Source organism: Nocardioides sp. 31GB23, from assembly GCF_040012395.1.
Classification (GTDB): domain Bacteria; phylum Actinomycetota; class Actinomycetes; order Propionibacteriales; family Nocardioidaceae; genus Nocardioides; species Nocardioides salarius.
Genome location: NZ_JBDYKJ010000037.1, coordinates 18061 through 44967, shown reverse-complemented (window position 1 = coordinate 44967; position 26907 = coordinate 18061). Strand labels below are relative to the sequence as shown.

Here is a 26907-nt window from a genome sequence, read left to right as displayed (position 1 = left end):
CCCCCCCCCCCCCCCCCCCCCCCCCCCCCCCCCCCCCCCCCCCCCCCCCCCCCCCCCCCCCCCCCCCCCCCCCCCGGTCGTGCCGGGCGCTGCGCGACGACCTGCCACAGCGCGCCGAGCCGGAGGAACGGCTCCTGGTCGCACAGCGCGAGCTCGAGGCGCTCCAGCGCCGCGAAGTAGACCGGGTCGGCCTTGAGGGTGTCGTCGGCGAGGTAGTCGTTGGCGACGCGAGCGGCGTACCGCCCGACCACCTCGAGCCCGGCGTCCACCAGGAGGCCCTCGACCTCCTCGGGGGGCACCGCCCGGGCGGTGGTGGCGAAGGTGGCCGACTCCATGTCGTCGCGCTCGAGCTGGTCGAGCGCCGCCTCCGGGCCCTCGCGCACCAGCCGGCCGAGCACCCGGGCGGCGGGGTTGGGCGCCATCACCGAGACCCGTCCGCCGGGGCGCGCCGCCCCCGCCAGACGTCGCACGTCGGCAGCGCCGGTCTCGGCGGGGCGGTAGTGCACCACGAAGTGGCACAGCACCAGGTCGAAGCCGCCGCCGACCGCGCCCAGGTCGTCGATGGACCCCTCGACGGTCACCAGCCACTCCCCCACCCCGGCCGACTCCGCACGCGAGCGGGCCTCGGCGAGCCAGGAGGCCGCGGGGTCCAGGACCGTCACCTGGTGACCCATCCGGGCCAGCGCGACCGCGTCGCGCCCGTCGCCGCCGCCCACGTCGAGCACCCGCAGCCCACCGTCGGTCCCACCCAGCGCCTGGGCCTGGCGGCGCAGCGTCTCGCGCACCACGCTGAACCGCAGCCGGCCCCACGGCGCCTCGCACCAGGCCTGCCACTGCGCCAGTCGTTCCTCGAACACGTCGTCGTCGCGAGCCGCACCCATGCCCCCACCCTGACCGAGGCGCACCCGGACATGGCGCGAGGGGCGGGCCCACTGCGGGCCCGCCCCTCGTCTTTCCCCTGGTTTCGCCGGCCGGGGTCGAGGCGACCGGCGAAAATCGTGGGCGGCCAGGTGGCCGCCGTGCCCGGACCTCACGCCCGGGCGTCCGGCTCAGCCGGCCGGGACGACCAGCCGCTGACCGGTGACCACCAGGCCACCGTCGAGGGAGTTGAGCCGCTGAATGCGCTCGATGACCTCACGCACGTCGCCGGCCTCGGCACGCTCGGCAGCGATCGCCCACAGCGTGTCGCCCGTGCCGACGGTGATCATCTCGGTCGCCGGGGTGGGACCGGACTCGCTGGTGGCCACCGAGCCGCCGGCCAGGACGACGCCCACCAGGGCGACGAGCAGCAGGCCGAGCGCCAGCACCACGAGCCGGCCGCGGCGGGTCAGCCGGACGGGGGCAGGGGTGGTGGCAGGGGTGGTGCGGGCCGGGCGCAGGCGGAGCTGGGCCGGGGTGGCGGTGAGGGTCATCGTGCTCATCTGGACCTCCTGGGGAAGGGGGTGGTCGGGTGGTCGATCGCTGCGAGGTGATGTCTACCGACGACCACCGACAGTCCCGCTCGAACCGGCCATCAGGCACCGGATCGACCAGGTGTTCGATCGAACACATGAGCGAGACTAGATCAGGTGTTCGACGCACGCAAGGGGTCTGGTGAACAATTGTTCGAGACGGTGAGGGCGGCCCGCAGCTCGCGACACGCAGTCGAACAGATGTTTGAAGTCGGACGCGTGCGGCGATAACGTGGCCCCACGACCATCCGAGCGGACTCCCCGGCTCGGGCCTCGCGCACGAAAGGCACACGATGGCGACCAAGGACGGCGGCCCCCGCAAGCGGGGCGTCGCAGAGCTGCCCGACGGGCCCCCCGACGCGACCGGCCTGACCCCGCGTCAGGTCAAGGTGCTGGCCTGCATCAAGGAGGCCATCGAGACCCGCGGCTACCCGCCGAGCATGCGCGAGATCGGCCAGGCCGTCGGCCTGACCAGCACGTCCAGCGTCTCCCACCAGCTCAAGGTGCTCGAGGAGAAGGGCTTCCTCAAGCGCGACCCCCACCGCCCCCGCGCCCTCGAGGTCTTCCTGCCCGAGCTGATGGCCCGGCGCAAGGCGATCTCCTCGGCCGACGAGAGCTCGGTCGACGAGACCGACATCGGTAACACCATGCCGGCGGCCTCCTACGTGCCGGTCGTGGGCCGGATCGCCGCCGGTGGCCCGATCCTGGCCGAGGAGCGCGTCGAGGCGGTCTTCCCGCTGCCGCAGCAGCTCGTCGGCGACGGCCAGCTGTTCCTGCTCGAGGTCTCCGGCGACTCGATGATCGACGCCGCGATCTGCGACGGCGACTACGTGGTGATCCGCCAGGAGCAGACCGCCAGCAACGGCCAGATGGTCGCCGCCCTGATCGGCGAGGAAGCCACCGTCAAGACCTTCCAGCGCAAGGACGGCAAGGTCTGGCTGCTGCCCCACAACGACGCCTACGAGCCCATCGACGGCACCCACGCCTCGATCCTGGGCGTCGTCACCGCCGTGCTCCGCAGCGTCTGAGCCCCACCACCGACCCGCCACCGACCCGCCGTCGAACCGACGGTGAACAGTGGGTGTCGACACCCCCGTCCGCGTCACGCGGGCGGGGTTTCGTCGTTGGATGAGGCGTGACCCCACCCCAGAGCCCGACCTCGACCTCGCTCGCCCGGCGTACCGTGCTGGCCGCCGGAGGCGCCGGCAGCGTCGCGATCGCCGCCGGCAGCGGCGCCCTGCCGGCCGCCCAGGCGGCCCGGGCCCGCCACGACGTCTTCGCCCACGGGGTCGCCTCGGGCGACCCGCTGCCGCGCGCGGTGCTCATCTGGACCCGGGTCACCCCCACCCGCGCCGCCACCCCGGGCTCCGGCAAGGGCCCGCGGCTGGGGGTGCGCTGGGAGGTCGCCACCGACCGCCGCTTCCGCGACGTGGTGCGCCGCGGCCGCTTCGTCACCAGCGCCGCGCGCGACCACACCGTCAAGCTCGACGTGCGCGGCCTGCGGCCCGCGACGACCTACTACTACCGCTTCACCGCTCGCGGCCAGCGCAGCCCCGTCGGCACCACCCGCACCGCCCCGGCCAAGCGCGCCACGCCAGCCAACCTGCGCTTCGGCGTGGTCTCCTGCGCCAACCTGCAGGCCGGCTGGTTCAGCGCCTACCGGCTGCTCGCCGAGCGCGACGACCTGCACGCGGTGCTGCACCTGGGCGACTACCTCTACGAGTACGCCCCCGGCCAGTACGGCATGGGCCAGGACAACGTCGACGTCCGCGCCCACGACCCGGCCCGCGAGATGGTCTCGCTGTCCGACTACCGCCGCCGGCACGCGCAGTACAAGACCGACCCCGACCTGCAGGCGCTGCACGCGAGGTACGCCTGGATCGTGACCTGGGACGACCACGAGGTCACCAACGACCAGTGGCGCAAGAACGCCGAGAACCACGACGACAGCGAGGGCGACTACCTCAAGCGGCGCGCCCGCGCCCACCGCGCGTACGACGAGTGGATGCCGGTGCGCATGGACGGCACCGCCTCGCTGGGCGACGGCGCGCGGCTCTACCGGCGGCTGCGCTTCGGCGACCTGGCCGAGATCAGCATGCTCGACCTGCGCACCTACCGCTCCCAGCAGGTCGCCACCCCGGTCGTCGACGCCGAGGTCAACGACCCGTTGCGCACCATCACCGGCAACCGGCAGATGGAGTGGCTCAAGGACTCCCTGACCCGGGGCGACCACGCCCCGCAGTGGAAGGTGATCGGCAACCCGGTGATGATCGCGCCCGTCACCTTCGCCGACCTGCCCAACGAGCTCATCGACCCCGTCAACAACGTCACCGGGCTGCTGCCGCAGGACGGCGCGCCGTACAACGTCGACCAGTGGGACGGCTACACCGCCGACCGGCGCGAGGTCTTCGCCCACATCCGCGACCACCAGGTCAAGGACGTGGTCTTCGTGACCGGCGACATCCACTCCGGCTGGGCCTGCGACCTGCCGCTGGACACCTCGGCCTACCCGGTGCTCGGCGACTCGGTCGGCGTCGAGCTCGTCTGCTCCTCGGTGACCTCCAACAACCTCAAGGACATCACCGGCCAGCCCGCGCTGACCCCGGTGGTGGAGGCCGCGATCCAGGCCAACAACCGCCACATCAAGTACCTGAACTTCGACGACCACGGCTTCTCGGTGCTCGACATCACCGCCGAGCGCACCCAGATGGACTGGTTCGTGATCGGCGCGCGCGACGACAAGCAGACCACCGCGACGCACGACGCGTCGTTCGAGACCCTCGCCGGCACCAGCACGGTGCGGCGCGTGGCGACCCCGGTCGGAGACCGCTGATGTGCGAGCCCAGCACGCCCCGCCGCACCGACGGCCAGGCACCCTTCGACCGTGGGCTCGGCGAGATCCGCGCCGGGCGGCGTACGGTCCTGACCGCCGCGGCCTCGGGCCTGGCGTTCTCGACGCTCGCCGGCATTGACCCGGCCGTGGCTGCCGGCCCCGCGACCCGCAAGCGCGCCTACGTGCTCGTCGTCGACGGCTGCCGGCCCGAGGAGATCGACAGCGGCCTGACGCCCAATCTGCTGGCGCTGCGCGAGGGCGGCGTGCACCACCCGCGGGCCACGTCGATGCCGGTGATGGAGACCATCCCCAACCACACGATGATGATGACCGGGGTGCGGCCCGACCGCAGCGGCGTGCCGGCCAATGCCGTCTACGACCGCGAGCTGGGCGACGTCCGCACCCTCGACCGGCCCTCCGACCTGCGCTTCCCCACCGTCATCGAACGCCTCAACCGGCGCGGACTGCGCACCGGCACGGTGCTGAGCAAGGAGTACCTCTACGGCATCTTCGGCGAGCGGGCCACGCACCGCTGGGAGCCGTTCCCGATCGTGCCGATCTCGGGGCACGCCCCTGACGAGTTCACGATGCGCGCGACGCTCGACATGGTCGAGACGTTCGACCCGCACCTGGTCTTCGTCAACCTCGGCGACGTCGACCGGCTCGGGCACACCGACCTCACCGGGCCCACCACCCTCGAGGTCGCGCGCCGGCTCGCGCTGGTCAACACCGACCGGCTCGTGGGCGACTTCGTGGCCGAGCTGAAGAGCTCGGGGCGCTGGGAGCACTCGATCGTCATCGTGCTGGCCGACCACTCGATGGACTGGTCCTACCCCGACCGCATCGTCTCGCTGCAGGGGCCGCTCTCCGAGGACCCGTTCCTGGCCGGGCGCTTCGCGATCGCCGACAACGGCGGCGCCGACCTCGTCTACTGGACCGGCCCGCGCGCCCAGCGCGACAAGGCCGTACGCCGCATCCGCCGCATCGCCTCCGACGTGCCCGGCGTGCTGAAGGCCTGGGACCGCCGCGCCGACTGGCTGCGCCTGGGCCCCGAGTCGGGCGACGTGGTGGTCTTCTGCCGGGCCGGCTGGCGCTTCAGCGACCCCGACGTCTTCTCCAACCCCATCCCCGGCAACCACGGCCACCCCGCGACCCGCGCCATCCCGTTCTTCATCGGCGGCGGGCACCGCTCGGTCACCCCCGGCACGGTCTCCCCACGCCACGCCCGCACCACCGACGTCGCCCCCACCGTCGGGGCGTTCTTCGGGCTCAAGCCGCCGCGGGGCGGGTACGACGGGCGCTCTCGGCTGTAGGCCGGCACAGCAGCGGGGCGAGCCGCGGGACGTCATACCTCCCGCGGCTCGCTGACGTCCCGCCCGTATGACGTCCCGCGGGGCCGGTCAGCCGAGGAGGCCGCGCATCGTCTCGATCTCGACGCCCTGGCTCTCCTCGATCTCGGCGGCGAGCTCGACGGCCGGCCGGTAGCGGCCGTCCTCCTGCTCGGTGCGGGCCATCTCGACCGCGCCCTCGTGGTGCTCGATCATCATCTCGAGCCACATCGTCTGGAAGTCACCGGCGCCGGCGTCCTGCAGGGCGTCCATGTCGGCGCCCGTCATCATGCCGGGCATGGCGTCGTCCATGCCCTCCATGGTCTCGGACATGTCACCGGAGCCGTGGCCGGCGTTGGCGTGGTCGAGCATGGTCGGCGGGACCTCCTCGTCCCAGTCGCCCAGCCAGTCGCTGAAGGTCTCGATCTCGGGGACCTGGGCGTCGCGGATGCCCTCGGCCAGCTGCGCGACCTCGGGGTCGAGGTCGCGCCCGCGGGTCAGGTCGACCATGGCCACCGCCTGGGCGTGGTGCTGGACCATGTCGCGCGCGAAGGCGACGTCGGCGTCGTTGTGCTCGGTGGCCGAGAGCTCGGTCGTGGTGGTGCCGGCCTCCTCGCCGCCGCAGGCGACCAGAGAGGTCGCGAGAGCGGTGACGAGCAGGCTCGCGCCCAGGGCGCGGGTGAAGCGGTGGGACATGGGTGTCTCCTGGTGTCAGGTGGTCCGGGGATCGTGCGGGGCGGCGGTGCCGCGCGGAGCCGACGTACGTCGGGCGCGGCGCGGCGCTGCTCAGCACCTGACGACGGAGAACTCCCACACCGCTGGTGGACCCGTGCCTCCCGGCCGGTCGCGGGAGGTGACCCTCAGGGCCAGCGCGGCGCGCAGCTCGGCCCACACCGGCGGTGCTCGGTGCCGCAGGCCGGCCAGGGCCAGGAGCATGCCGGCGGCGGCGGCCAGCATGGCGGCGCACAGCACCACCATCTCCGCGGCGCCGTGCTGGAGGCCGTGGCCCTCGTCCGCCGCGGCCTCGCTGCCGTGGTGGGCACCGTGCTCTGCAGCCGTCCCGGTCGAGTCAGCTGCCGGGGCGACGGAGGCCCCCGAGGCCGGGGCGCCGTGGCTGACGCCGACGCCGTGCAACCCGAGCGCGTGCATGCCCAGGATTCCGAGCACGAGGGCGGCGACGGCGACCAGCAGGCCGACACCCACGGGCGCGGTGCCACGGCTCCGGGCCACCTGGGCCGTCGGCGTCGAGCTCACCACCTGCACGCCCCCAGCCTACGAGCGGGTCCCCCGGACGTCATACGTCGCTGGGCTCGCTGACGTCCCGCCTGTATGACGTCCCGGCGAGGTCTCAGGCCTGGCCGGGCGGCGCTTGGACCGTCTCGCCGGTGATGGTCCACCACACTCTCGGGTGCGGGGTCACGATGGCGACCTCCAACCGGGTGGCGAGCCTGCTGGGTGGGACCTCGACCTGGACGACCCCCTCCTCGTCCACCCGCTGCATGGCCGGGAACACCAGGTCGACATCGATCCAGACGGTCGTGGCGGTTTCGACGATGTGTCGGACCTGCTCGTCGCTGATGCCGACGAACTCCGCACGCACGGGCTCGGTGCGCACCAACAGGCGCTCCTCGCGCAGCTGATCGGCCAGCGTCACGAACTGGTCGCAGACCTGGCACGAGCCGTTGCGCAGCTCGGGGTCGGCGATCGAGGTGCGCAGGGCGTAGGTCAGCTCCTCGGCCAGGTAGTCGGCGTACGCGCGGGCGTAGGCGACGTCAGGCTCGCCGTCGAGCGGGACGGCCGGAGCCACGGGCTCGCCGAGGTCGAGCTCCTCGAGCACCTCGACGGTCGGCCAGCCGCGCTGTTGGCTCGACGAGGCGGTTGATGGTGAGGTGCCTGCCGCGGTGGTGTCGCCGTTCTCGCCGCTCGCTCCCCCAGAGCAACCGGCCAGCAACCCCGCCAGCAGCAGCGCTGCGACGACGGCACCCGAGGTGGCGCGACGCATCACACGTCTTTCGCGGAGGAGGCGAGCCGCGCCAGCGCCTTGCGGACCACGGCGGGGTCGGTGGTGGTCCACATCGGCGGCAGGCTGGCCTTGAGGAACGAGCCGTAGCGCGCGGTCGCCAGCCGGGGGTCGAGGACGGCCACGACGCCGCGGTCGGAGGTGGTGCGGATCAGCCGGCCCGCGCCCTGGGCCATCAGCAGCGCCGCGTGGGTGGCCGCGACCTGCATGAAGCCGTTGCCGCCGGCCTTGTCGGCCGCCTTCTGCCGCGCGCTCATCAACGGGTCGTCGGGGCGCGGGAAGGGGATGCGGTCGATGAGCACCAGCTGGCAGGTGTCGCCGGGCACGTCGAGGCCCTGCCACAGCGAGAGGGTGCCGAAGAGCACCGTGTGGGGGTCCTCGACGAACTGCTTGGCCAGCTCGGGCAGCTGCGCGTCGCCCTGGGCCAGGATCGTCAGGTGCGGCAGCCGCTCGCGCACCGCCTCGGCCGCGGCCTCGGCGGCCCGCCGCGAGGAGAACAGCCCCAGCGCGCGGCCGTCGGCGGCGTCGACCAGCTCGACGATCTCGTCGAGCTGGGCCTTGACCAGCCCGTCGCGACCGGGCTGCGGCAGGTGCCGGGCGACGTAGAGGATCGACTGCTGGCCGTAGTCGAAGGGGCTGCCCACGTCGAGGCCGCGCCAGGGCAGCACCCCGTCGCCCGGCGCGATCTCGCGCCCGACCCCGACCCGTTCGGTGGGCTTGAGCCCGACGCTGGTGGCCACCGACGCGAAGTCGCCGCCGAGCATCAGGGTCGCCGAGGTCAGCACCACCGTCTTCTCGCTGAGCAGCTTGTCGCGCATCGGCCCCCACACCGCCAGCGGGGCGACGTGGAGCCGGGCAGGCATCCGCTCGCGGGCCTCGCCCAGCCACAGCACGTCGGACTCGAGGTCGGCGGCCATCCGCTCGGCGACCGCGAAGACGTCCTGCACCATGCCCTTGGACTGCTGCTTGCCCGGGTCGCCCTCGCCGTCCTTCGGGTTGTCCTTGGGGTACGCCGACACGCACGCGCGGGCCGCGTCGCGCACCAGCTGCAGCGCGTCGCCCAGGTGCACCGGCAGCCGCTCGAACCGGCCCGCGTCGGACTCGGCCATCGCGTCCCGCAGCGCGTCGGCCGCATCGGCCAGGTCGTCGGCCTCGGAGCCGTCGACGTGGCGCTGGGAGCGCTTGGCGGCGCGCTCGACGTCGAGCGCCGACAGCTCGTCGGTGGCGGCCTGGGTGACCCGCGCGGTCAGCTCGTGGGCCTCGTCGATCACCACGGCGTCGTACTCGGGGATCATCGGCACGCCCTCGATCGCGTCGATCGCGAGCAGCGAGTGGTTGGTGACGATCACGTGGGAGCGGTGCGCCTTCTCGCGCGCGACCTCGGCGAAGCACTCCTGGCCGAAGGGGCAGCGCGCGGCGCCGAGGCAGTCGCGGTGGCTGACGCTGACCTGGCGCCACTCACGGTCGGTGTGGCGCGGGGCCGAGTCGCGCTCGCCGGACCCGCCGTCCTCGGCCTGCTTCTCCGCCCAGGAGCGCAGCTCGAGGACCTTCTGGCCCATCGACCCCTCGGGCATCTGCACCAGCGCGCCCTGGTCGTCGGGCACGCCCTCGCGCACCCGGTGCAGGCAGGCGTAGTTGGAGCGGCCCTTGAGCACCGCGAAGGAGGTGTCGACGTCCTTGCCGGCGCTGGAGGACTCCACCGCCTTCATCAGCCGCGGGATGTCGCGCTCGACCAGCTGGTGCTGCAGCGCCAGGGTCGCGGTCGCCACCACGACGCGCTCGCGGTGCAGCAGCGAGGGCACCAGGTAGGCCAGCGACTTGCCGGTGCCGGTGCCGGCCTGCACCAGCAGGTGCTCCTCCTCCACGAACGCCCGCGCGACCGCCTCGGCCATCTGCACCTGCCCCGGCCGCTCGGCACCGCCCAGCGCGCTCACGGCCTCGCCGAGCAGGCGCGTCACCGGCCCGACCGGCGCGTCGCTGAGCAGCGGCGGGGTCGCGGCGTCGGTCGCGGCGTCGGTCGCGGCGGGTGAGGACGTCTCAGGCACCCGAGCACCCTAGCCGCGCCCGCCGACACCTCCCCGGGCCCGGGCCGGGGGCTGTGGAGGGCGGGTGCCGCGGGTCACGGACGCGCCGCGCCACGCACCCCCGCCGCCACCCAGTCGCCGAACGCGGCGTGCGCGGCGGGCGTGAGGTGCAGCCGGTCGTCGAGGTAGTCGAGGTCGACGTCGAGCGCCGAGAGGTAGGCGACGTCGTGGCGCGCGGACAGCTCGGCGAGCAGCGCGTCGACCCGCCCGACGTACGCCGCCCGCGACGGCGCGCCGGCGGGCCCGACGACGACCACCCGGTGGCCCGCGACGGTGGAGAGCAGGTCCTCGAAGCCGGTGGTGATCTCGTCGGCGGAGCGGTCCCAGTCGTTGAGGCCGCCCTCGACGACCACCAGCGTCTCGGCGGGCAGCGCGCCCAGCGCGACGGGCGCCCTGGTCGCGAAGGAGACGTCGCCGCAGCCCGAGGCGCGCGCCGAGAAGCCGGAGCCCGAGAAGCCCGCGACGTGCACCCGACCATCGAGCCGCGCGGGCCACGAGGCCGTCGGGTCGGCCAGGCCGAGACCGACGCTCCACGAGTCGCCCACGACGAGCACCGGTGCGCCGGTGCCGCTCACGGCCGCGGCACGGGCCTCGGCGTCGACGGCGAACCGCTCGCAGCGCTCGGCGTACGAGCCGGTGGCCCGCTCGGGGGCCAGCACCACGAGCACGGCCGCGAGCGCGACGAGCAGCGCGACGGGCGCGAGCAGGAGCAGACGCCGCCGCGGCACCGAGAGCGGACCGAGCACACCACCATGGTGCGCCCGCGCGCGCCCGGGCGCAGCGGTTCGGGGCGGGTCGTGACCCTCCCGTGCGGAGACCGTGACCTCCTCGGCGAGGGATGACGTGCAGTGTGACCTGGCTTACGTTGGACGGCACACCCAGCACAGCCCCAGGAGGCCCGATGTCCCTCGACCGCCGCGCCCTGATCCGCACCGGCGCCGCCGGTGCCGCCGCCGGCCCCTTCGCCGGGCTGGTCACGATGCCCGCCGAGGCCGGGCGCGGCCGACCACCCCGCTCGGTCGAGCTGGTGCCGGTGCGCGACCTGCGCGACGGCACGGTGCGCCTGCACCTGCCGCGCGGCTTCCGCTACCGCTCGTTCCACGACACCGAGGGCCCGGTGGTGCTCACCGACGGCACCGCGCTGCCGGGTCGCCACGACGGCATGGGCGCCTTCCGCGGCCCCCGCGGCACCACGGTCCTGGTGCGCAACCACGAGGTCAACAACCCCCAGCCCGCCTTCGGGCCCGGCGACCCGTACGACGAGATGGCCGGCGGGGGCACCACCACGGTCCAGGTCGACCGCCGCGGCGGGGTGCTCGGCTCGTTCACCAGCCTCAACGGCACGATGATGAACTGCTCGGGCGGGCAGATGCCGTGGGGCTCCTGGATCACCTGCGAGGAGACCGTCAACGGCCCCGACGTCGAGGCCGACTTCACCGGCACCTCCAACGTGCCGCTGACCCAGCCGCACGGCTACGTCTTCGAGGTGCCGGTCAGCCACCAGCCCGGCTCGGGCCAGTCGAGCCGCCGGCCGATCCGCTCGGCCGGCCGCTTCGCCCACGAGGCCGTCTCCTTCGACCCCCGCCGCGGCCACCTCTACCTCACCGAGGACGACTTCGGCTTCGCCTCCGGCTTCTACCGCTACCGCCCGCCGGCGCACCCGATGAAGGTCCGCGAGCTGCGCGACGGCGGGCGCCTGCAGATGCTCAAGGTCAAGGGCGTCGACAACGCCCACCTCGAGGCCCACCAGGAGCAGGGTGCGACCTACGACGTGGAGTGGGTCGACATCGCCGAGCCCGACGCCACCTACGACTACACGCCCGGCGAGCCGGCGCCGACCGAGCAGAGCACCGCGCTGACCCACGTGGCCAGCCAGGGCTGGGCCCGGGGCGCGGCGTACTTCTCCCGGCTCGAGGGCCAGGTCCACGACCGCGGCACCATCTACTTCACCTCCACCCAGGGCGGCGGCGCGGCGATGCCCGGCACCGAGGGCCCCTCGGGCTACGGCAACGGCTCGGGCCAGGTGTGGGCCTACGACACCCGGCGCCAGCAGCTGCGCTGCGTCTTCCAGTCGCCCGGCCCGATGGTGCTCGACCTGCCCGACAACATCACCACCTCCAAGCAGGGCACCCTGGTGGTGTGCGAGGACTCCAGCGGTGACAACTACCTGCGCGGGCTGACCCAGCGCGGCCGGATCTGGGACATCGCCCTCAACCGGCTGCGCAGCAGCAGCGGCGACGAGCGCTTCGGTGACGAGTTCGCCGGCTCCACGTTCAGCCACGACGGGCGCACGCTCTACGTCAACATCCAGTCGAGCCGGGGCATGACGTTCGCGATCTGGGGGCCGTGGGGCCGGATCGGCGTCTGACCCCGCGCCGGGCGCGCCCGGGGGCTACCCCCGGGCGCCGCCCTCGACGGCGCTGGGCTGCACGGCGTACGACGCGAGCTCGCCGGCCAGCGACTCGTTGGCGCGTCCGCGCACCAGCGAGCCGTCGGCGGTGTGCTCGATGCTGTCGATCTCGCCCTCCTGGTGCAGCCGGTTGACCAGGTCGCCGCGGCTGTAGGGCAGCAGCACCTCGATCTCGACCGCGGGGCGCGGCAGCTCGGACTCGATCACCGCGAGCGCCTCGGCGATGCCCTCACCGGTCCTGGCCGAGACCACGACCGAGTGCGGCTCGCGGGCCTGCAGCCGCGAGATCACCAGCGGATCGGCGGCATCGGCCTTGTTGATCACCACGAGCTCGGGGATCTTGGCCGCGTCGACCTCGGCGAGCACCTCGCGCACCGCGCTGAGCTGGCCCTCGGGGTCGGGGTGCGAGCCGTCGACGACGTGCAGGATCAGGTCGGCGGCGGCCACCTCCTCCAGCGTCGAGCGGAACGCCTCGACGAGCTGGTGGGGCAGGTGGCGCACGAAGCCGACGGTGTCGCTCATCGTGTAGACCCGGCCGTCGGCGGTCGTCGTACGCCGCGTCGTGGGGTCGAGGGTCGCGAAGAGGGAGTCCTCGACCAGCACCCCGGCGCTGGTGAGCCGGTTGAGCAGGCTGGACTTGCCGGCGTTGGTGTAGCCGGCGATCGCCACCGAGGGCACCTCGTTGCGGGCGCGGCCCGAGCGCTTGGCCTCGCGGGTGACCTTCATCTGCTTCAGGTCGGCGCGCAGCTTGGCGATCTTGGTGTTGATGCGGCGGCGGTCGGTCTCGATCTTGGTCTCACCGGGTCCACGGCCGCCGATGCCGGCGCCGCCGGCCACCCGGCCACCGGCCTGGCGCGACAGGTTGCCGCCCCAGCCGCGCAGGCGCTGCTTCATGTAGGACAGCTGGGCCAGCTCGACCTGGGCCTGGCCCTCGCGCGACTTGGCGTGCTGGGCGAAGATGTCGAGGATCAGCGCGGTCCGGTCGACGACCTTGACCTTGACCTTGTCCTCGAGGTTGCGCAGCTGGCTCGGGGCGAGCTCACCGTCGCAGATCACGGTGTCGGCGCCGGTGGCGGCGACGATCTCGGCGAGCCCCTCGACCTTGCCGCGGCCGATGTAGGTCGCGGGGTCGGGCTTCTGGCGGCGCTGGTAGAGCGCCTCGAGCACCTCGGAGCCGGCGGTCTCGGCGAGCAGGGCGAGCTCGGCCATCGAGTTCTCGGCGTCCTGCACGCTGCCCTCGGTCCACACGCCCACCAGCACCACGCGCTCGAGGCGCAGCTGGCGGTACTCGACCTCGGTGATGTCCTCGAGCTCGGTGCGCAGGCTCGCGACGCGGCGCAGCTGGTGGCGCTCCGCGAGCTCCATCGCGCCGACCGTGGGGTCGTCCTCGGGGTCCGGTTCGTCGGCGTAGCCGGACTCGACGTCGTCGTCGTCCCACGCGTCGGTGGCCTCGAGCTCGTCGTCGAGTGAGAAGTCAGGTGCGTTCGTCATATGCCTCCAGGGTATGCCGGGTTCAACGCCGGCACGAACGACTTTCATCCCACCGGGTGGCGCAGGGGTGGCAGCATGGCGGCGTGGTCCGCCGACTCAGCGCCCCCGACCCCGCCGCCCTGGCCGGCGAGGCCCGCGGACGGGTGCTCGGCCTGACCGGCTCCCCCGGCGTCGGGAAGTCCACGTGGGCCGCGGCGCTGGTCGAGGCCTGGGGCGAGTCCTCTGGCGGTTCCCGGAGCGCGGTGCTGGTGCCGATGGACGGCTTCCACCTCGCCGACGTCGAGCTGCGCCGGCGCGGGCTGCTGGAGCGCAAGGGCGCGCCCGAGACCTTCGACGCCGAGGGGTACGCCGCCCTGCTGGGCCGGGTGCGCCGGCGCGAGCCGCTGGTGATGGCGCCCGCCTTCGAGCGCGACCTCGAGCAGCCGCTGGCCGGGGCGCTGGCGGTGCCGGGCACGGCCGACCAGGTGGTGACCGAGGGCAACTACCTGCTGCTCGACGAGCCCCGCTGGCGCGCGGTGCGCGAGCAGCTCGACACCGTCTGGCACCTGCACGTCGACGACGACCTGCGCCGCGAGCGGCTCGTGGCCCGCCACGTCGAGTTCGGCAAGACCCCCGACCAGGCCCGCGCCTGGGTCGCACGCGTCGACGACGCCAACGCCGCGCTCGTCGAGGCCGCCGCGCAGCGGGCCGACCTGGTCGTCGACCTCACCCCCTGACGCGAGCCGGCGCCACTTCACCGCGAGCCGGCGCCAGTTCCTGGAATTCACGCCGGCTCGTGCGGAACTCGCGCCGGCTCGCGGTCAGGCGGTGACCCAGGACTCACCGGCCAGCACCGAGGCGACCGGCCCGGAGACCTCGACACCGTCGGCGCCGAGCAGGCTGGCGGCGCTGAACTGGGCGGCGTACGCGTCGAAGGAGCGGCCGTGGCGCAGCATCGCGTGCTTGCCGTCGGGGATGCGGATGAAGCCGACGCCGGTGTGGGCCGCGATGCGGCGCGCGACGGTCTCGGCGCGGCCCGCCGGGGCGATGCGGTCGCGCATGCCGTGCACCACCAGCACGCTGCGACCCGGCATCGGCACCCCGTCGGTCGGGTAGACCCACGGGTTGAGCGCCACGACCGAGCGCACCGGGTCGAGCCCGCCGGCGAGCAGGGCGGCCCGCCCGCCGAGCGAGTGCCCGACGAGGCCGACCGGGCGGTCGCCGTACCGCTCGCGCACCTGCTCGAGCGCCCAGGCGACGTCGTCGACCGGCGTGTGGTGGGTGTCCCAGCCGCGTCGGGTGTTGAGCAGGCGGTGCACCGCGAGGCGGCCGCGACCGGCGCGGGCGACGGCCTTGGCGACCGGGATCATCCGCAGCACCGAGAGCTGCGTGGGGCTGACCCCGGGGCTGTCCTGGCGGTCGGCGCCGCCGTGCAGCACGAGCACGACCGCGCTCGGGTCGGCGGGGGTGACGGTGTCGATCAGACGGGGGGCGAGGTCCACGCGTCGAGTGTTGCAAATGCGTCGTGCCCCTGAGGGTGACCCGGGGGCCACGCCCAGGGGCACGAGACGACTTCTACTTGGGGGGCATCCGGATGCCGCCGTCGACGCGGATGACCTCGGCGTTCATGTAGGAGTTGGTGATGGTCTCGACCACCATCGAGGCCAGCTCGTCGGGGTTGCCGAGCCGCTTGGGGAACAGCACGCTCTCGCCCAGCTTGGCCTTGAACGCCTCGGCCTGCTCGCCCTCGCCGTAGATCGGGGTGTCGATCAAGCCCGGCGCGATGGTGTTGAGCCGGATGCCGGCCGCCGACAGGTCGCGCGCGACCGGCAGCGTCATGCCCACGACGCCGCCCTTGGAGGAGGAGTACGCCGCCTGGCCGATCTGGCCGTCGAAGGCCGCGACCGAGGTCAGGTTGGCGATCGCGCCGCGGCAACCGTCGGCGTCGGGCTCGTTGCGGCTCATCGCGGTGGCCGCGAGGCGGGTCACGTCGAAGGTGCCAATCAGGTTGATCGCGATCACCTTCGTGTACGCCGCCAGGTCGTGCGCCGAGTCGAAGTCGCCGTCGCGCCCGATGGTGCGCTGGGCCCAGCCGATGCCGGCCGAGTTCACGACCGCGCGCAGCGGCGCGATCTCGGCGGCGGCCTCGACGGCGGCCTTGATCTGGTCGGTGTTCGTCACGTCGACCTGGGCGAAGACGCCGCCGATCTCGGCGGCCAGGGCCTCGCCCTTCTCGGCCTGCAGGTCGGCGATGACCACGGTCGCGCCCTTGGCGGCGAGCTGGCGGGCGGCGGCGGCGCCGATGCCCGACGCGCCGCCGGTGACGATGGCAGATGCTCCGGAGATGTCCATGGCGCGCAACCTATCGTCCGGCCCCGACCGCCTCGCGCGGGAGTGACTGGTCGGTGGTGCACCACTGACCGGTCGATGGTGCAGAAGTGACTGCTCGGCCCGCGGGCTACAGGTCGGTGGTGCCGCGGGCCACGACCACCGCGGGGCCGGTCATCAGCACGTGGCCGGCCGCGTCGAGGGCGATGGTGAGGGTGCCGCCCGGCAGGTCCACCCGGTACGCCGCCCCCGCGGCGCCCTCGACCCCCTCGGCACCGAGCGCCCCGTCGGCCTCGGCCGCGGCCACCATCACCGCGCAGGCGCCGGTGCCGCAGGAGGACGTCTCGCCCGAGCCGCGCTCGTGCACCCGCATCGCGACGTGCCGCGGGCCGCGGCGCACCACGAACTCGACGTTGACCCCGTCGGGGTAGACCCCGGCGTCGTGGCCGGGCGCCTCGAGCAGCGACCCGGCGTCGTCGAGGGAGTCGACGAAGGCGACGGCGTGCGGGTTGCCCATGTCGACGTGGCGCGCGGGCCAGGCGCGCTCCCCCACCGACACCTCGGTGCGACCGACCAGGCGGGGCGCGCCCATGTCGACGGTGAGGCCGTCCTCCGGGGCGCCGCCGGCGGGGGTGACGACCTTGACGCCGTCACGGGTGCCGACCGGGATCGGCGTACCGGCCTCGACCAGGCCCTCCTGCAGCAGGTGCAGGGCGAAGACCCGCACGCCGTTGCCGCACATCTCCGAGACCGACCCGTCGGCGTTGCGGTAGTCCATGAACCACTCGACGCCCTCGGCGAGCGCCGCGGCGTCGGGGTCGGTGGCGGCCAGCGCGGTGGTGCGCACCACGCGCAGCACCCCGTCGCCGCCGATGCCGGCGCGGCGGTCGCAGAGGGCGCGCACCCGCTCGACGTCGAGGGCGCCGTGCACGGAGCCGTCGTGGTCGGGCAGCAGCACGAAGTCGTTGCGGGTGCCGTGGCCCTTGAGGAAGGGGTAGGTCATCGGTAGAGCCCTTCGGCGTAGCCGGGTCCGTAGTACTCGTCGAGCTCGGCCACGCTGCGTCCGCTCGGCTCCACCTCGGCGGCCACCACGGCACGCCGGGGCACCCGCGCCTCGGGGTCCCAGCTCTTCGGCTCCCACAGCCGGGAGCGCAGGAACGCCTTGGAGCAGTGGAAGAAGACCTCCTCGACGTCGACGACGAGCGCCAGGAGCGGCCGGTGCCCGCGCACCACCAGCTCGTCGAGGAAGGCGGCCTCGCGCACCAGCCTCGCCCGTCCGTTGACCCGCAGCGTGTCGCCGCGCCCGGGGATCACGAACTCGATCCCGACGTGGGGGTTGGCCAGCACGTTGCGGTAGCCGTCGGCCCGCCGGTTGCCGGGGCGCTCGGCGATCGCGATCGTCGTCTCGTCGAGCACGTGCACCAGGCTCCCGGCCGGGTCGCCCTTGGGCGAGACGTCGCAGCGGCCCTCCGCGTCGGCGGTGGCCAGCACGCAGAACGGCGAGGCGGCCAGCCAGTCGCGGTCGACGTCGAGCAGCGCGTGCCGCACCTTGTCGCGGGCCCGCTGCGCCGGCTCGCCCAGCAGCTCGACGAGCTCGTCGACGTCGGCGACCTCGCGCCAGGCGCTGCGGTCGAGGGGTGCGCTGCTCACGCCGCCACGGTACGCCGCCGCGCTCAGGGCCGCGGCTCGAGCACCCGCGCGTCACCCCCGCCCCGCCGCTGCGGCTCGGCCACGGCGGTCAGCAGCCGACCGGGCCCGAAGCCGATCGCGGTCGCGGCCCCGATCTCGGCGGCGCTGGTGAACGCGTCACCGGCCGGGCGCAGCTCGTGGCCCAGGGCGCGCAGCCCCTCGCCGTACGCGTCGATGAACGCGGGCTCGGCGGTGACCGCGGCGGTGTTGCGCTGCGAGCCGCGCGGGTCGGCGACCGCGGCCGGCAGGTCGAGCCCGCGGTCGAGGTGGTCGACGAGCAGCTGCAGCACCGTGGTGATGATCGTCGAGCCGCCGGGCGAACCGAGCGCGAGCACGGGCGTGCCGTCGGGCTCGGTGACGATGGTCGGCGACATCGAGCTGCGCGGGCGCTTGCCCGGCTCGATGCGGTTGGGGTCGTCGGCGTCGTAGGTGAGGCTGAAGTCGGTCAGCTCGTTGTTGAGCAGGAACCCGCGCCCGGGCACCACGATGCCCGACCCGCCGGTCTGCTCGATGGTCAGCGTGTAGGACACGACGTCGCCCCAGCGGTCGGCGACGGTCAGGTGGGTGGTCTCGACGTTCTCGGTGTCCTGGGCCGTGGCGCCCCGCGGGCGCGGACCCTCGTCGCAGGCCCCGTCGGCCTCGTCGACGTCACCGGCGGCGATCGGCTTGGTGGCGGCCTGAGCGGGGTCGACGAGGCAGGCGCGCTCGGCGGCGTACGTCGCGGAGAGCAGCTGCTCGTCGGGCACGTCGACGAACGCGCGGTCGCCCAGGTACGCCGCCCGGTCGGCGAAGGCGAGCGCGCTCGCCTCGAGCAGGTGGTGCAGCACCTGGGTCTCGCTCATCGCGTCGAGGTCGAAGGTGTCGAGGATCTGCAGGGTCTCGCCCACGGTGCTGCCGCCGCTGGAGGAGCCGCCCATCCCGTGCACCCGCAGGCCGCGGTAGTCGGCGGTGACCGGGTCGGGCTGCAGGGTGCGGTAGCGGCGCAGGTCGCGCGGGCGCATGTGGCCGGCCGGCACCGGCAGGTCGGTGTCGCGCACCACCGGTGGCTTGCGGGTGGTCCTGGCGATCCGGGCCGCGAGCCGGCCGCGGTAGAAGGGGCCGGTGCCCTTGCGCCCGACCAGCTCGTAGAGGCGTGCCAGGTCGGGGTTCTCGAAGACGCTGCCGACCGCGGGCGGCTCCCCGCCGGGCAGGAAGAGCCGTCGCGAGCTGCGGAAGGCCGCGAACCGCTCGGCGTTGTCGGCCGTCTGGTCGTGGAAGGTCTGGTCGACCACGAACCCGCGGCGCGCGAGCGTGGCGGCCGGCGCCAGCGAGCGGCGCAGGGAGCGGGTGCCCCACTCGCGCAGCGCCGTCTCCCAGGTGGCCAGGGTGCCGGGCACGCCGACCGACACGCCGCTGGTGACCAGCTCGGGGGTGAACGGGTAGGGCTCGCCCGTCTCGGGGTCGATGAACGCGTCGCGCGGCATCGCCGCGGGCGCGGTCTCGCGGCCGTCGATGGTCGAGACCTCGCCGGTGCGGCCGTCGAGGTGCACCAGGTAGCCGCCACCGCCGACCCCGGCGGAGTAGGGCTCGGTCACCCCGAGCGCGGCGGCGGTGGCGACGGCGGCGTCGACCGCGTTGCCGCCCCGGCGCAGCACGCGCAGGCCGATGCGGGTGGCCTCGGGGTCGACCGAGGTCACGGCGCCGCCGGTGCCGACGGCGGTGGGGAACTTGTCGGGCGGGCGGGTCTCGCCGGCGCCCGCGGGAGCGGCAGCGGCGAGCAGCGAGAGAGGGAGCAGGGTGGCGGTCGTGGCCGCGAGCAGGCGGGTGGGGCGCATCGTTCCTCCGAGCAGGACGAGCAGGACGAGGGGGCCTCCACGGTGCGCCCCTCCCCCCTCGGCGTCAATGCCCGCCAGGGGTGCGGTGCGGGTCCCTCAGCCCGTGGGGCGCACGACGTCGTAGCGGGCGCACGCGAAGTCGCCGTTGCGCGCCAGGTCGACCAGGCGCAGGTCGAACGCCTCGGTGAGCAGCGGTCGCCCGGAGCCCAGCGCGACGGGCGCGATCGACACGATGACCTCGTCGAGCAGCCCCGCGGCCGCGACCTGCGAGGCCAGCCCGCCGCCGCCGACCACCCACACGCCGCTGCCGCCCGCGGCCGCGAGCACCTCGGGCCACACCTCGGCCACGTCGCCGCTGGCGAAGCGCAGGTCGGCGCCCTCGATGCGCGGCAGGTCACGGTGGGTGAAGACCCAGCAGGGCTGCTCGTAGGGCCACCCGCCGGCGACGTCGTCGTGGGTGCGCACCCACTCGTAGGTCGTCGACCCCATCAGCAGCGCGCCGATGCCGGAGATGAACGCGGGGTAGCCCATCGGGCCGTCGTCGTCGATCTGCTGGCGGAAGAGCCAGTCGAGGGCGTCGTGCTCGTCGGCGATGAACCCGTCGAGCGTCGAGGCCACGTAGTAGGTCGTGCGGGTCATGGACCGATGCTGCCACCGACCGCCGACACGCGCTCGACGGCGGCCAGCGCGAGGTCGACGCGCGCCGGGTCGTCGTGGTCGACCCACACGATGCGCGGGTCCTTGCGGAACCAGGAGTCCTGGCGCCGCGCGAAGCGCCGGGTCGCCACCACGGTGCGCTCACGGGCCTCGTCGAGGCCCAGCTCGCCGCCGACGTACGCCGCCACCTCGCGGTAGCCGATGGCGCGCGAGGCGGTGCGCCCCCGGGCCAGGCCCGCCGCCAGCAGCCGCTCGACCTCGGCGACGAAGCCGTCGGCGAACATCTGCTCCACGCGCTGCTCGATGCGCGCGTCGAGGGTCGGCCGGTCGATGTCGACGCCGATCTGCACGGTGCGCGGGTCGGTGTAGACCAGGCGCGGCAGGGAGGCGCTGAAGGGTCGCCCGGTCAGCTCGACCACCTCGAGGGCGCGCACCACGCGGCGGGTGTTCTCGGGCTCGATGCGCGCGGCCGCCTCGGGGTCGAGCGTCGTGAGCCGGTCGTGCAGCGCGGCGCTGCCGTGCTCGTCGGCCTCGGCCTCGAGCCCGGCGCGCAGCGCCTCGTCGGTGCCAGGGAACTCGAACTGGTCGAGCACCGCGCGGGTGTAGAGCGCCGACCCGCCCACCAGCACCGGCGCCCGGCCGCGCCCGCGCAGCTCGGCGATGCAGCCGCGCGCCTGCTCCTGGAACTGAGCCACGTTGGCCGGCTCGCCCACCTCGAGCAGGTCGAGCAGGTGGTGCGGCACGCCGCGCCGCTCGGCGAGGGGCAGCTTGGCGGTGCCGACGTCCATGCCGCGGTAGAGCTGCATCGCGTCGGTGTTGACCACCTCCCCGCCGAGCCGCTCGGCCAGGTCGAGGGAGAGCCCGCTCTTGCCCGACGCGGTCGCGCCGACGACCGCGACCACCACGGGCACGGAGGCGGGGTCGTTCCCCATCCCCTCGGGCGTCCCGGCCGACTGCGACATGTGACTAGTGTGGCAACGACCCCAGCCGCACCGACCAGGAGGCCGAGATGGGTTTCTTCGACAAGCGCAACATCGACAAGCTGCGCGGCAAGGTGACCGACGCCGTCGACAAGCACGGCGACAAGATCTCGGACGGGATCGACAAGGCCGCCGCGGCCGCCGACAAGCGCACCGGCGGCAAGCACAGCGACAAGATCGCCAAGGGCGTCTCGAAGGCCAAGGACGGCCTCGACCGGCTCGACGGCAAGAACGACGACATCCCGCCCGACAACCCGCCCACCACCTACCCCCGGACGGAGGACACGCCGTGACCGCACCCGTGCCCGAGGAACGCCACGAGAGCCCGCTGCCCACCGAGGAGGACCCGCCCGGCGAGCACGAGGGCGAGCTGCCCGGCGACGACGCCGAGCGTCCGGTCGACCCGGCCCCGGCCGAGCACGAGCGCAACGCCGAGACCTCCGAGGACCAGCCCAGCCAGTGACCAGCCCCGTCAGCACTGTCAGCACCGACACCGACCCGCACCACGGGCGGTTTGTGGTGGTGCCCGCCGCCTACGTCTTCCTGCTCCGCCAGGGCGAGACGGGGGTCGAGGTGCTGCTCCAGCTGCGCCGCGGCACCGGCTACATGGACGGGCACTGGGCCGCGGCCGCCGCCGGCCACGTCGAGCGCGGCGAGACGGCGTACGACGCGGCGCACCGCGAGGCGCGCGAGGAGATCGGGGTCGGCGACCTCGACCTCGAGTTCGTCACCGCCATGCACCGCACCCGCGGTGGTGAGCCGATCGACGAGCGCATCGACTTCTTCTTCACCGCCTCGACCTGGAGCGGCGAGCCGCGCGTGGTCGAGCCGGAGAAGTCCGCCGGGCTGCGCTGGTGCGCCCTCGACGGGCTCGACGCGCTGCCCAACCCGGTGGTCCCCCACGAGCTGGCGGTGTTGGAGAGCCTCCGGCGGGGTACGACCAGTCCCTACAGCACCTTCGGCTTCGACGCTGCCACGCGCACCGCCGAGGCCCCCGAGGAAGGACGCAGCAGATGAACGACGAGAACAGCAACGACGAGGCGACAGACCTCGGTCCGATGCCGACACCGCAGGCCGAGGAGCCCCAGCTGGTGCCCGGCGGGGTCGACGCGTTCGGGGAGCTCTCACCCGAGCCGGTCGTCCCCGACCTCTCCGCGAGCGCCAACCCCGCCACGGAGGACGCCCCCGCCGAGACGAGCGAGGGCGAGGACACCAGCACCAAGGCCACCGACGCCGAGGCCGACGCCGAGGCCGTGGAGCCGAGCGACGAGGCCCCGGTATGAGCCGGCCCACCGACCCCCGCACCGGTCGCGAGCCCGACGACCCGCGCCACTCCAACGACGAGCTCGCCGGCGACATGGGCGTCAGCAGCGAGCGCGAGGGCCCCACCGGCTCGAGCCGGCAGGCGACCGACGGCGTCAAGGACACCTCGCTCTCCGACGAGCACGGCGTCCCCGACCCCGACAAGCCCGAGAAGACCCGGGGCGGCGAGGAGCCACAGCCCGAGGGGATCACCCCGAAGGCCGGCTACTCCTCCATCGACCCCCGCAGCAAGGACTGACCCCCGGCCCCGTCGTAGTCGAACGGGCACAACGCGGGCCCCTGCCCGAGCGGGCCGCGGCACTACGCGGTGCGGCAGCCCGGGCACCTCTGTTGTGCCCGTTCGACTACGACCGCCCTCAGCACAGCGGCTACCCGGTCCGCGTGCAGCATCACCTCTTCCCACGAGAAGCGCAGCACCAGCCACCCCGCCGCCACGAAGGCGTTGTAGCGACGCGCGTCGCGATGCAGGGCTGCGCGGTCCCCGTGCCACTCGAACGAGTCGGCCTCCAGCGCGACCTTGAGCCGCTCGTCCACCAGGTCGGGGCGCCCCAGCCAGTTCGGGTCCCGCACCGGGACCTGGGCACGGACGACCAGGCCCTCGACCGAGAGGCAGATGGCTCGCAGGGCCGACTCGAACGGGTTCGCAGCCGCAGCGTCGGCCCGTTCCGCCACGCGTCGGACCTGCCGCCCGCCGGGGCCCCGGACGTCGGGCGCAAGCGTGCGTAGTCGCTCCCGGCCGAAACCGTCGCGCAGCGCCGAGTCGGCGACGGCGAGCGCCTCGGGGAACGGCAGCGTGCGCAGGCAGTCGACCAGCGTGCGCTCCTGCGAGGTGCATCCGTCGACCACCTCGGAGCGGTGCAGGTCGGCCAGTCGCAGCGCGATCCCGTCACGGTGGGCGACGGTGACGTTGCGGTTGCGCGGCACCGTGACCTCGGGCCGCTCAGGCGGAGTCGCCACCGCCCACCCGTGCAGCAACGCGGCGCTGCGGTGCGAGACCACCCCGCTGACCCGGTGTGCCGCTGCCCGGGCCTCGTCGGCGGCGGGCAGGGCGTAGCGGCCCCGGGCCAGCGCCACCACCTCGCCCGTGGCGATCGCGGCGTCGACGGCTCGCCGGGAGCAGGCACGCACCAGCGCCGCTCGCGTGGCCACCCCACCCAGCGTCGTCAGGACCTCCGCCACGGGGAGGCACTCGTCGTCCACCCGACGAGCATGCGGCGGCGCGGCGCTCGGTGCACCTGCTCCTCCACAGGGGAGGTGTCAGCGGCAGGCGGGGGCGTCGGGCAGCGGGGCGGGCACGCCGACGGTGGGCATGCCCAGGCCGACGCCGGCGGGGGTCGGCGCGGAGGTGCGGGCCTGCCACGCGTCGCCCGAGCGGGTACGCCGCACGGAGACCACGCGGTCGGCGACCAGGTGGTGCGGGGCGGCGTAGGTGACCTCGACGGTGACCATGTCACCGGGGCGCACCTCCTCGTCCGGCGCGACGAAGTGCACCAGGCGGTTGTCGGGCGCGCGGCCGGAGAGCCGCAGCGTCTCGGCGTCCTTGCGGCCCTCGCCCTCGGCGACCATCAGCTCGAGCGTGCGCCCGACGTTCTTCTTGTTCTCGGCCCAGGCGATCTCGTTGACCAGGTCGACGAGGCGTCCGTAGCGGTCCTTGACGACCTCGGGCGGGACCTGGTCGGGCAGCGTCGCGGCGGGGGTGCCGGGGCGCTTGGAGTACTGGAAGGTGAAGGCGGAGGAGAACCGCGACTCGGCGACCACGCGCAGCGTCTCGGCGAAGTCGTCCTCGGTCTCGCCGGGGAAGCCGACGATGATGTCGGTGGTGATGGCGGCCTCGGGGATCGCCGCGCGCACCCGCTCGATGATGCCGAGGTACTTGGTGGAGCGGTAGGAGCGACGCATGTCCTTGAGCACCTTGTCGGAGCCCGACTGCAGCGGCATGTGCAGGCTCGGCATCACGTTGGGCGTCTCGGCCATCGCCTCGATGACGTCGTCGGTGAACTCGGCCGGGTGCGGGCTGGTGAAGCGCACCCGCTCGAGGCCCTCGATGTCGCCGCAGGCCCGCAGCAGCTTGGAGAAGGCCTGCCGGTCGCCGAACTCCACGCCGTAGGCGTTGACGTTCTGGCCCAGCAGGGTCACCTCGGAGACGCCCTCGGCGACCAGCGCGCGGATCTCGGCGAGGATGTCGCCGGGTCGGCGGTCCTTCTCCTTGCCGCGCAGCGCCGGGACGATGCAGAAGGTGCAGGTGTTGTTGCACCCGACCGAGATCGAGACCCACGCGGCGTACGCCGACTCGCGCTTGGTGGGCAGCGTCGAGGGGAAGACGTCGAGGGACTCCAGGATCTCGACCTGGGCCTCCTCCTGCACCCGCGCCCGCTCGAGCAGCACCGGCAGCGAGCCGATGTTGTGGGTGCCGAAGACCACGTCGACGTACGGCGCCCGGTCGGTGATCGTGGCGCGGTCCTTCTGGGCCAGGCAGCCGCCGACGGCGATCTGCATGCCGGGTCGCGCGGCCTTGATCGGCGCGAGGTGCGAGAGGTTGCCGTAGAGCTTGTTGTCGGCGTTCTCACGCACGGCGCAGGTGTTGAAGACGACGACGTCGGCCTGGTCGCCCGCCTCGGCGCCCTGCTTGTCGAACGGCGCGTAGCCCGCGTCCTCCAGCAGCCCGGTCAGGCGCTCGGAGTCGTGGACGTTCATCTGGCACCCGTAGGTCTTGACCTCGTAGGTGCGGGGCGCGGCCTCGGGCGGGGCGGTGGTGGCAGTCATGACCGTCCCAGGGTACGGCGGCGCGGTGGGACCGCCCGAATCCGTCGTCCCGGCCATCACCCGCCCCCGGGCTGCTCGTTGGAGCGGTGTGTGCGACCACTCCTCCTCCCCCGCTCCCACGAGCCGACGCACCGTCCTGGGCGCGGGCCTGGCCGGCGCGTCGGCCGTCCTGGTGCCGCCGACCGGGGCCACCGCTGCTGACGGGGACACCGCGGCGGGGCTGGTCTACCGCGGCCGGTTCACCGGCGTCGGCGACCCCGACTGGCACTACCTGCCGGTCGAGGTGCCTCGCGGCACCACCCGCATCGACGTGCGCTACGACTACGACAGGCTCGAGACCGGCGCCGGTGTCTCCCTCAACATCATCGACATCGGCATCTTCGACGCCTCCGGCAAGGACCTCGGCGACGCGGCCGGCTTCCGCGGCTGGTCGGGCGGGGCCCGTGACTCCTTCAGCATCAGCCGCAGCCGGGCCACCCCCGGCTACCTGCCCGGCCCGATCACCGCCGGCACCTGGCACGTCGTGCTCGGCCCCTTCACCGTCGTGCCGCCGGGCGTCGAGTGGAGCGTCACCGTGACCCTGCACCGCGGGTCCCGGGGTCGGCGCTTCCGCCCCCGCCCCGCGCCCCGACGGGTCCGCGGCACCGGCCCGGGCTGGTACCGCGGCGACCTGCACACCCACACCGTGCACTCGGACGGCCGGCACACCCAGCGCAGCCTGCTGGCGCTGGCCCGCGACGCCGGGCTCGACTTCCTGGCCTCCACCGAGCACAACACGACCTCCGCGCACCTGACCTGGGGCCGCCACGTGCCCGACGACTTCCTGGTCATCCCCGGCGAGGAGGTCACCACCCGTGCCGGGCACTGCCTCACCCTCGGCCAACCCGCCGGTGCCTGGATCGACTGGCGCTACCGGCCCGAGGACGACCAGCTGGCCCGCTTCACCGACCGGGTGCGCAGCCTGGGCGGGCTGGCGGTGGCCGCGCACCCGTTCGCGCCGACGGCCGGCTCGACCTGGCAGTACGGCTACGACGACGTCGACGCGGTCGAGCTGTGGAACGGGCCGTGGACCCTCGACGACCAGACCGCGCTGGCCCGGTGGCACGCGCTGCTGGTGGCCGGTCGCTTCGTGCCGGCCGTCGGCTCCTCCGACAGCCACCACGACGGCCAGCAGGTGGGCCGCGCCCAGACCGTGGTGCACGCCGAGCAGCTCTCGGTGGGTGCGGTCGTGCGCGGGCTGCGCCGCGGGCGGGCCTGGCTGGCGGAGTCCTCGCAGGTCGAGCTCGACTTCCGGGCGAGCCTCGCCGGACGCACGGCCGGGTGCGGCGAGAGCCTGGGCGCCGCCGCGACCGACCTGGTCGACGTACGCCTCGAGGTGGGCGGGGTGCCCGGCTGCCTGGCGCAGCTCTGGGGCCCGCTGGGTCCGCTGGCGGGGGCGGCGAGCGACGACGAGGGCCGCGCCGAGGTGTCGCTGCAGGTGCCCGCGGGGGTGGCCCCCTTCGTGCGCGCCGAGGTACGCCGCACCGACGGGGCGCCCGTGCTCGACCCGCTGGCGGGGGTGCCGGCGGCGCCGGTCGTGGCCCTGACCAACCCCGTGTTCCTGGCGGCGGCCCCGACTGCGACGGCCGCTGGACAGCGAAAACGCAATGAAGATGTGACCACCTGAGAGCAGCCTGAGCGTGGCACCGACCGGCCGGGTGTGGCTAGGGTCGTCTGTCATGACCGCTGAGCAGACGTCGTCGGAACCCAGCGCCGCC

28 protein-coding genes are annotated in these 26907 nt (G+C 74.1%); 11 read left to right on the top strand and 17 right to left on the bottom strand.

Translation table 11 applies throughout. The features are described 5' to 3' along the window. Nucleotides 1–881 (bottom strand): methyltransferase domain-containing protein (locus ABKW28_RS13330; RefSeq protein ID WP_348610380.1); only part of this gene is annotated, 881 nt, incomplete at its 3' end. A gap of 168 nt (nt 882–1049) precedes the next feature. Continuing rightward, entirely contained in the window at nt 1050–1421 is a 372-nt protein-coding gene (locus ABKW28_RS13325) for a LysM peptidoglycan-binding domain-containing protein (RefSeq protein WP_348610377.1), read from the bottom strand. A gap of 323 nt (nt 1422–1744) precedes the next feature. Between ABKW28_RS13325 and lexA the strand changes: the two genes are divergently transcribed. From lexA to ABKW28_RS13310, 3 genes are all read left to right on the top strand, one after another. Next, complete coding sequence (lexA, locus tag ABKW28_RS13320) at nt 1745–2479, top strand: transcriptional repressor LexA (RefSeq protein WP_341231710.1); 735 nt, start codon at nt 1745–1747, stop codon at nt 2477–2479. 107 nt (nt 2480–2586) lie between these two features. Continuing rightward, nucleotides 2587–4284, top strand: coding sequence for an alkaline phosphatase D family protein (locus ABKW28_RS13315; protein WP_348610374.1), 1698 nt, complete (start codon nt 2587–2589; stop codon nt 4282–4284). Continuing rightward, nucleotides 4284–5597: an alkaline phosphatase family protein gene (locus ABKW28_RS13310; protein WP_348610371.1), complete on the top strand. Its 1314-nt coding sequence runs from the start codon at nt 4284–4286 to the stop codon at nt 5595–5597. Before ABKW28_RS13315 ends, ABKW28_RS13310 begins: the two co-directional genes overlap by 1 nt. An 87-nt stretch (nt 5598–5684) precedes the next feature. Here ABKW28_RS13310 and ABKW28_RS13305 read toward each other — a convergent pair whose 3' ends face one another. The 5 genes from ABKW28_RS13305 to ABKW28_RS13285 form a co-directional block, all read right to left on the bottom strand. Further along, a complete protein-coding gene (locus tag ABKW28_RS13305; RefSeq protein ID WP_348610368.1) occupies nt 5685–6308 on the bottom strand; it encodes a DUF305 domain-containing protein in 624 nt (207 codons plus the stop codon). 90 nt (nt 6309–6398) lie between these two features. After that, a complete protein-coding gene (locus ABKW28_RS13300) occupies nt 6399–6875 on the bottom strand; it encodes a DUF6153 family protein (protein ID WP_348610365.1) in 477 nt (158 codons plus the stop codon). 85 nt (nt 6876–6960) lie between these two features. After that, the gene (locus ABKW28_RS13295) at nt 6961–7614 is read right to left on the bottom strand and encodes a hypothetical protein (RefSeq protein WP_348610362.1); all 654 of its coding nucleotides are present in this window, start codon (nt 7612–7614) and stop codon (nt 6961–6963) included. Continuing rightward, on the bottom strand, nt 7614–9524 hold the full coding sequence (locus ABKW28_RS13290) for an ATP-dependent DNA helicase (RefSeq protein WP_348610386.1): 1911 nt from the start codon (nt 9522–9524) through the stop codon (nt 7614–7616). Before ABKW28_RS13290 ends, ABKW28_RS13295 begins: the two co-directional genes overlap by 1 nt. A 227-nt stretch (nt 9525–9751) precedes the next feature. Beyond that, complete coding sequence (locus ABKW28_RS13285; protein ID WP_348610359.1) at nt 9752–10462, bottom strand: SGNH/GDSL hydrolase family protein; 711 nt, start codon at nt 10460–10462, stop codon at nt 9752–9754. Between the two features lie 155 nt (nt 10463–10617). Between ABKW28_RS13285 and ABKW28_RS13280 the strand changes: the two genes are divergently transcribed. Continuing rightward, nucleotides 10618–12084, top strand: coding sequence for an alkaline phosphatase PhoX (locus ABKW28_RS13280; RefSeq protein WP_348610356.1), 1467 nt, complete (start codon nt 10618–10620; stop codon nt 12082–12084). A gap of 24 nt (nt 12085–12108) precedes the next feature. On the opposite strand, the gene hflX is transcribed toward ABKW28_RS13280, so the two are convergent. Then, nucleotides 12109–13617, bottom strand: a complete 1509-nt coding sequence (gene hflX, locus ABKW28_RS13275; RefSeq protein WP_348610354.1) for a GTPase HflX — start codon at nt 13615–13617, stop codon at nt 12109–12111. Between the two features lie 83 nt (nt 13618–13700). On the opposite strand from hflX, the gene ABKW28_RS13270 reads away from it, so the two are divergent. Next, nucleotides 13701–14333 carry a nucleoside/nucleotide kinase family protein gene (locus ABKW28_RS13270; protein ID WP_348610351.1) on the top strand — a complete coding sequence of 211 codons (633 nt, stop codon included), beginning with the start codon at nt 13701–13703 and terminating at the stop codon, nt 14331–14333. Nucleotides 14334–14417: 84 nt separating this feature from the next. Here ABKW28_RS13270 and ABKW28_RS13265 read toward each other — a convergent pair whose 3' ends face one another. The 7 genes from ABKW28_RS13265 to miaA form a co-directional block, all read right to left on the bottom strand. Then, nucleotides 14418–15098, bottom strand: a complete 681-nt coding sequence (locus ABKW28_RS13265) for an alpha/beta fold hydrolase (protein WP_341231350.1) — start codon at nt 15096–15098, stop codon at nt 14418–14420. 73 nt (nt 15099–15171) lie between these two features. Continuing rightward, on the bottom strand, nt 15172–15948 hold the full coding sequence (locus ABKW28_RS13260) for an SDR family NAD(P)-dependent oxidoreductase (RefSeq protein WP_193670126.1): 777 nt from the start codon (nt 15946–15948) through the stop codon (nt 15172–15174). Nucleotides 15949–16054: 106 nt separating this feature from the next. Continuing rightward, complete coding sequence (gene dapF / locus ABKW28_RS13255; RefSeq protein WP_348610348.1) at nt 16055–16927, bottom strand: diaminopimelate epimerase; 873 nt, start codon at nt 16925–16927, stop codon at nt 16055–16057. Then, entirely contained in the window at nt 16924–17574 is a 651-nt protein-coding gene (locus ABKW28_RS13250) for an MSMEG_1061 family FMN-dependent PPOX-type flavoprotein (protein ID WP_348610345.1), read from the bottom strand. Before ABKW28_RS13250 ends, dapF begins: the two co-directional genes overlap by 4 nt. 23 nt (nt 17575–17597) lie before the next feature. Then, nucleotides 17598–19427, bottom strand: coding sequence for a gamma-glutamyltransferase (ggt, locus tag ABKW28_RS13245; protein ID WP_348610342.1), 1830 nt, complete (start codon nt 19425–19427; stop codon nt 17598–17600). 96 nt (nt 19428–19523) lie between these two features. Beyond that, the gene (locus tag ABKW28_RS13240) at nt 19524–20066 is read right to left on the bottom strand and encodes a dihydrofolate reductase family protein (protein WP_348610339.1); all 543 of its coding nucleotides are present in this window, start codon (nt 20064–20066) and stop codon (nt 19524–19526) included. Continuing rightward, a complete protein-coding gene (gene miaA / locus ABKW28_RS13235; RefSeq protein WP_348610336.1) occupies nt 20063–21046 on the bottom strand; it encodes a tRNA (adenosine(37)-N6)-dimethylallyltransferase MiaA in 984 nt (327 codons plus the stop codon). Before miaA ends, ABKW28_RS13240 begins: the two co-directional genes overlap by 4 nt. A gap of 47 nt (nt 21047–21093) precedes the next feature. On the opposite strand from miaA, the gene ABKW28_RS13230 reads away from it, so the two are divergent. Genes ABKW28_RS13230 through ABKW28_RS13210 form a run of 5 tightly spaced genes read left to right on the top strand, consistent with a single transcriptional unit; the run spans nt 21094 to nt 22625 of the window. Beyond that, nucleotides 21094–21357, top strand: a complete 264-nt coding sequence (locus ABKW28_RS13230) for an antitoxin (RefSeq protein WP_193670130.1) — start codon at nt 21094–21096, stop codon at nt 21355–21357. Beyond that, nucleotides 21354–21527 (top strand): hypothetical protein, encoded by a 174-nt coding sequence (locus tag ABKW28_RS13225; RefSeq protein WP_193670131.1) that lies wholly within the window; start codon nt 21354–21356, stop codon nt 21525–21527. Before ABKW28_RS13230 ends, ABKW28_RS13225 begins: the two co-directional genes overlap by 4 nt. Continuing rightward, the gene (locus ABKW28_RS13220; RefSeq protein WP_348610333.1) at nt 21524–22081 is read left to right on the top strand and encodes an NUDIX domain-containing protein; all 558 of its coding nucleotides are present in this window, start codon (nt 21524–21526) and stop codon (nt 22079–22081) included. Before ABKW28_RS13225 ends, ABKW28_RS13220 begins: the two co-directional genes overlap by 4 nt. Continuing rightward, nucleotides 22078–22347, top strand: a complete 270-nt coding sequence (locus ABKW28_RS13215) for a hypothetical protein (protein ID WP_341228766.1) — start codon at nt 22078–22080, stop codon at nt 22345–22347. Before ABKW28_RS13220 ends, ABKW28_RS13215 begins: the two co-directional genes overlap by 4 nt. Continuing rightward, complete coding sequence (locus ABKW28_RS13210) at nt 22344–22625, top strand: hypothetical protein (protein ID WP_348610330.1); 282 nt, start codon at nt 22344–22346, stop codon at nt 22623–22625. Before ABKW28_RS13215 ends, ABKW28_RS13210 begins: the two co-directional genes overlap by 4 nt. Nucleotides 22626–22687: 62 nt before the next feature. Here ABKW28_RS13210 and ABKW28_RS13205 read toward each other — a convergent pair whose 3' ends face one another. Next, the gene (locus tag ABKW28_RS13205; RefSeq protein ID WP_348610327.1) at nt 22688–23587 is read right to left on the bottom strand and encodes a DUF559 domain-containing protein; all 900 of its coding nucleotides are present in this window, start codon (nt 23585–23587) and stop codon (nt 22688–22690) included. A gap of 57 nt (nt 23588–23644) precedes the next feature. Continuing rightward, on the bottom strand, nt 23645–25150 hold the full coding sequence (gene miaB, locus ABKW28_RS13200; RefSeq protein ID WP_348610324.1) for a tRNA (N6-isopentenyl adenosine(37)-C2)-methylthiotransferase MiaB: 1506 nt from the start codon (nt 25148–25150) through the stop codon (nt 23645–23647). Between miaB and ABKW28_RS13195 the strand changes: the two genes are divergently transcribed. Then, the gene (locus tag ABKW28_RS13195; RefSeq protein WP_348610316.1) at nt 25149–26816 is read left to right on the top strand and encodes a CehA/McbA family metallohydrolase; all 1668 of its coding nucleotides are present in this window, start codon (nt 25149–25151) and stop codon (nt 26814–26816) included. The genes miaB and ABKW28_RS13195 overlap by 2 nt on opposite strands. The last annotated feature ends 91 nt before the right edge of the window (nt 26817–26907 follow it).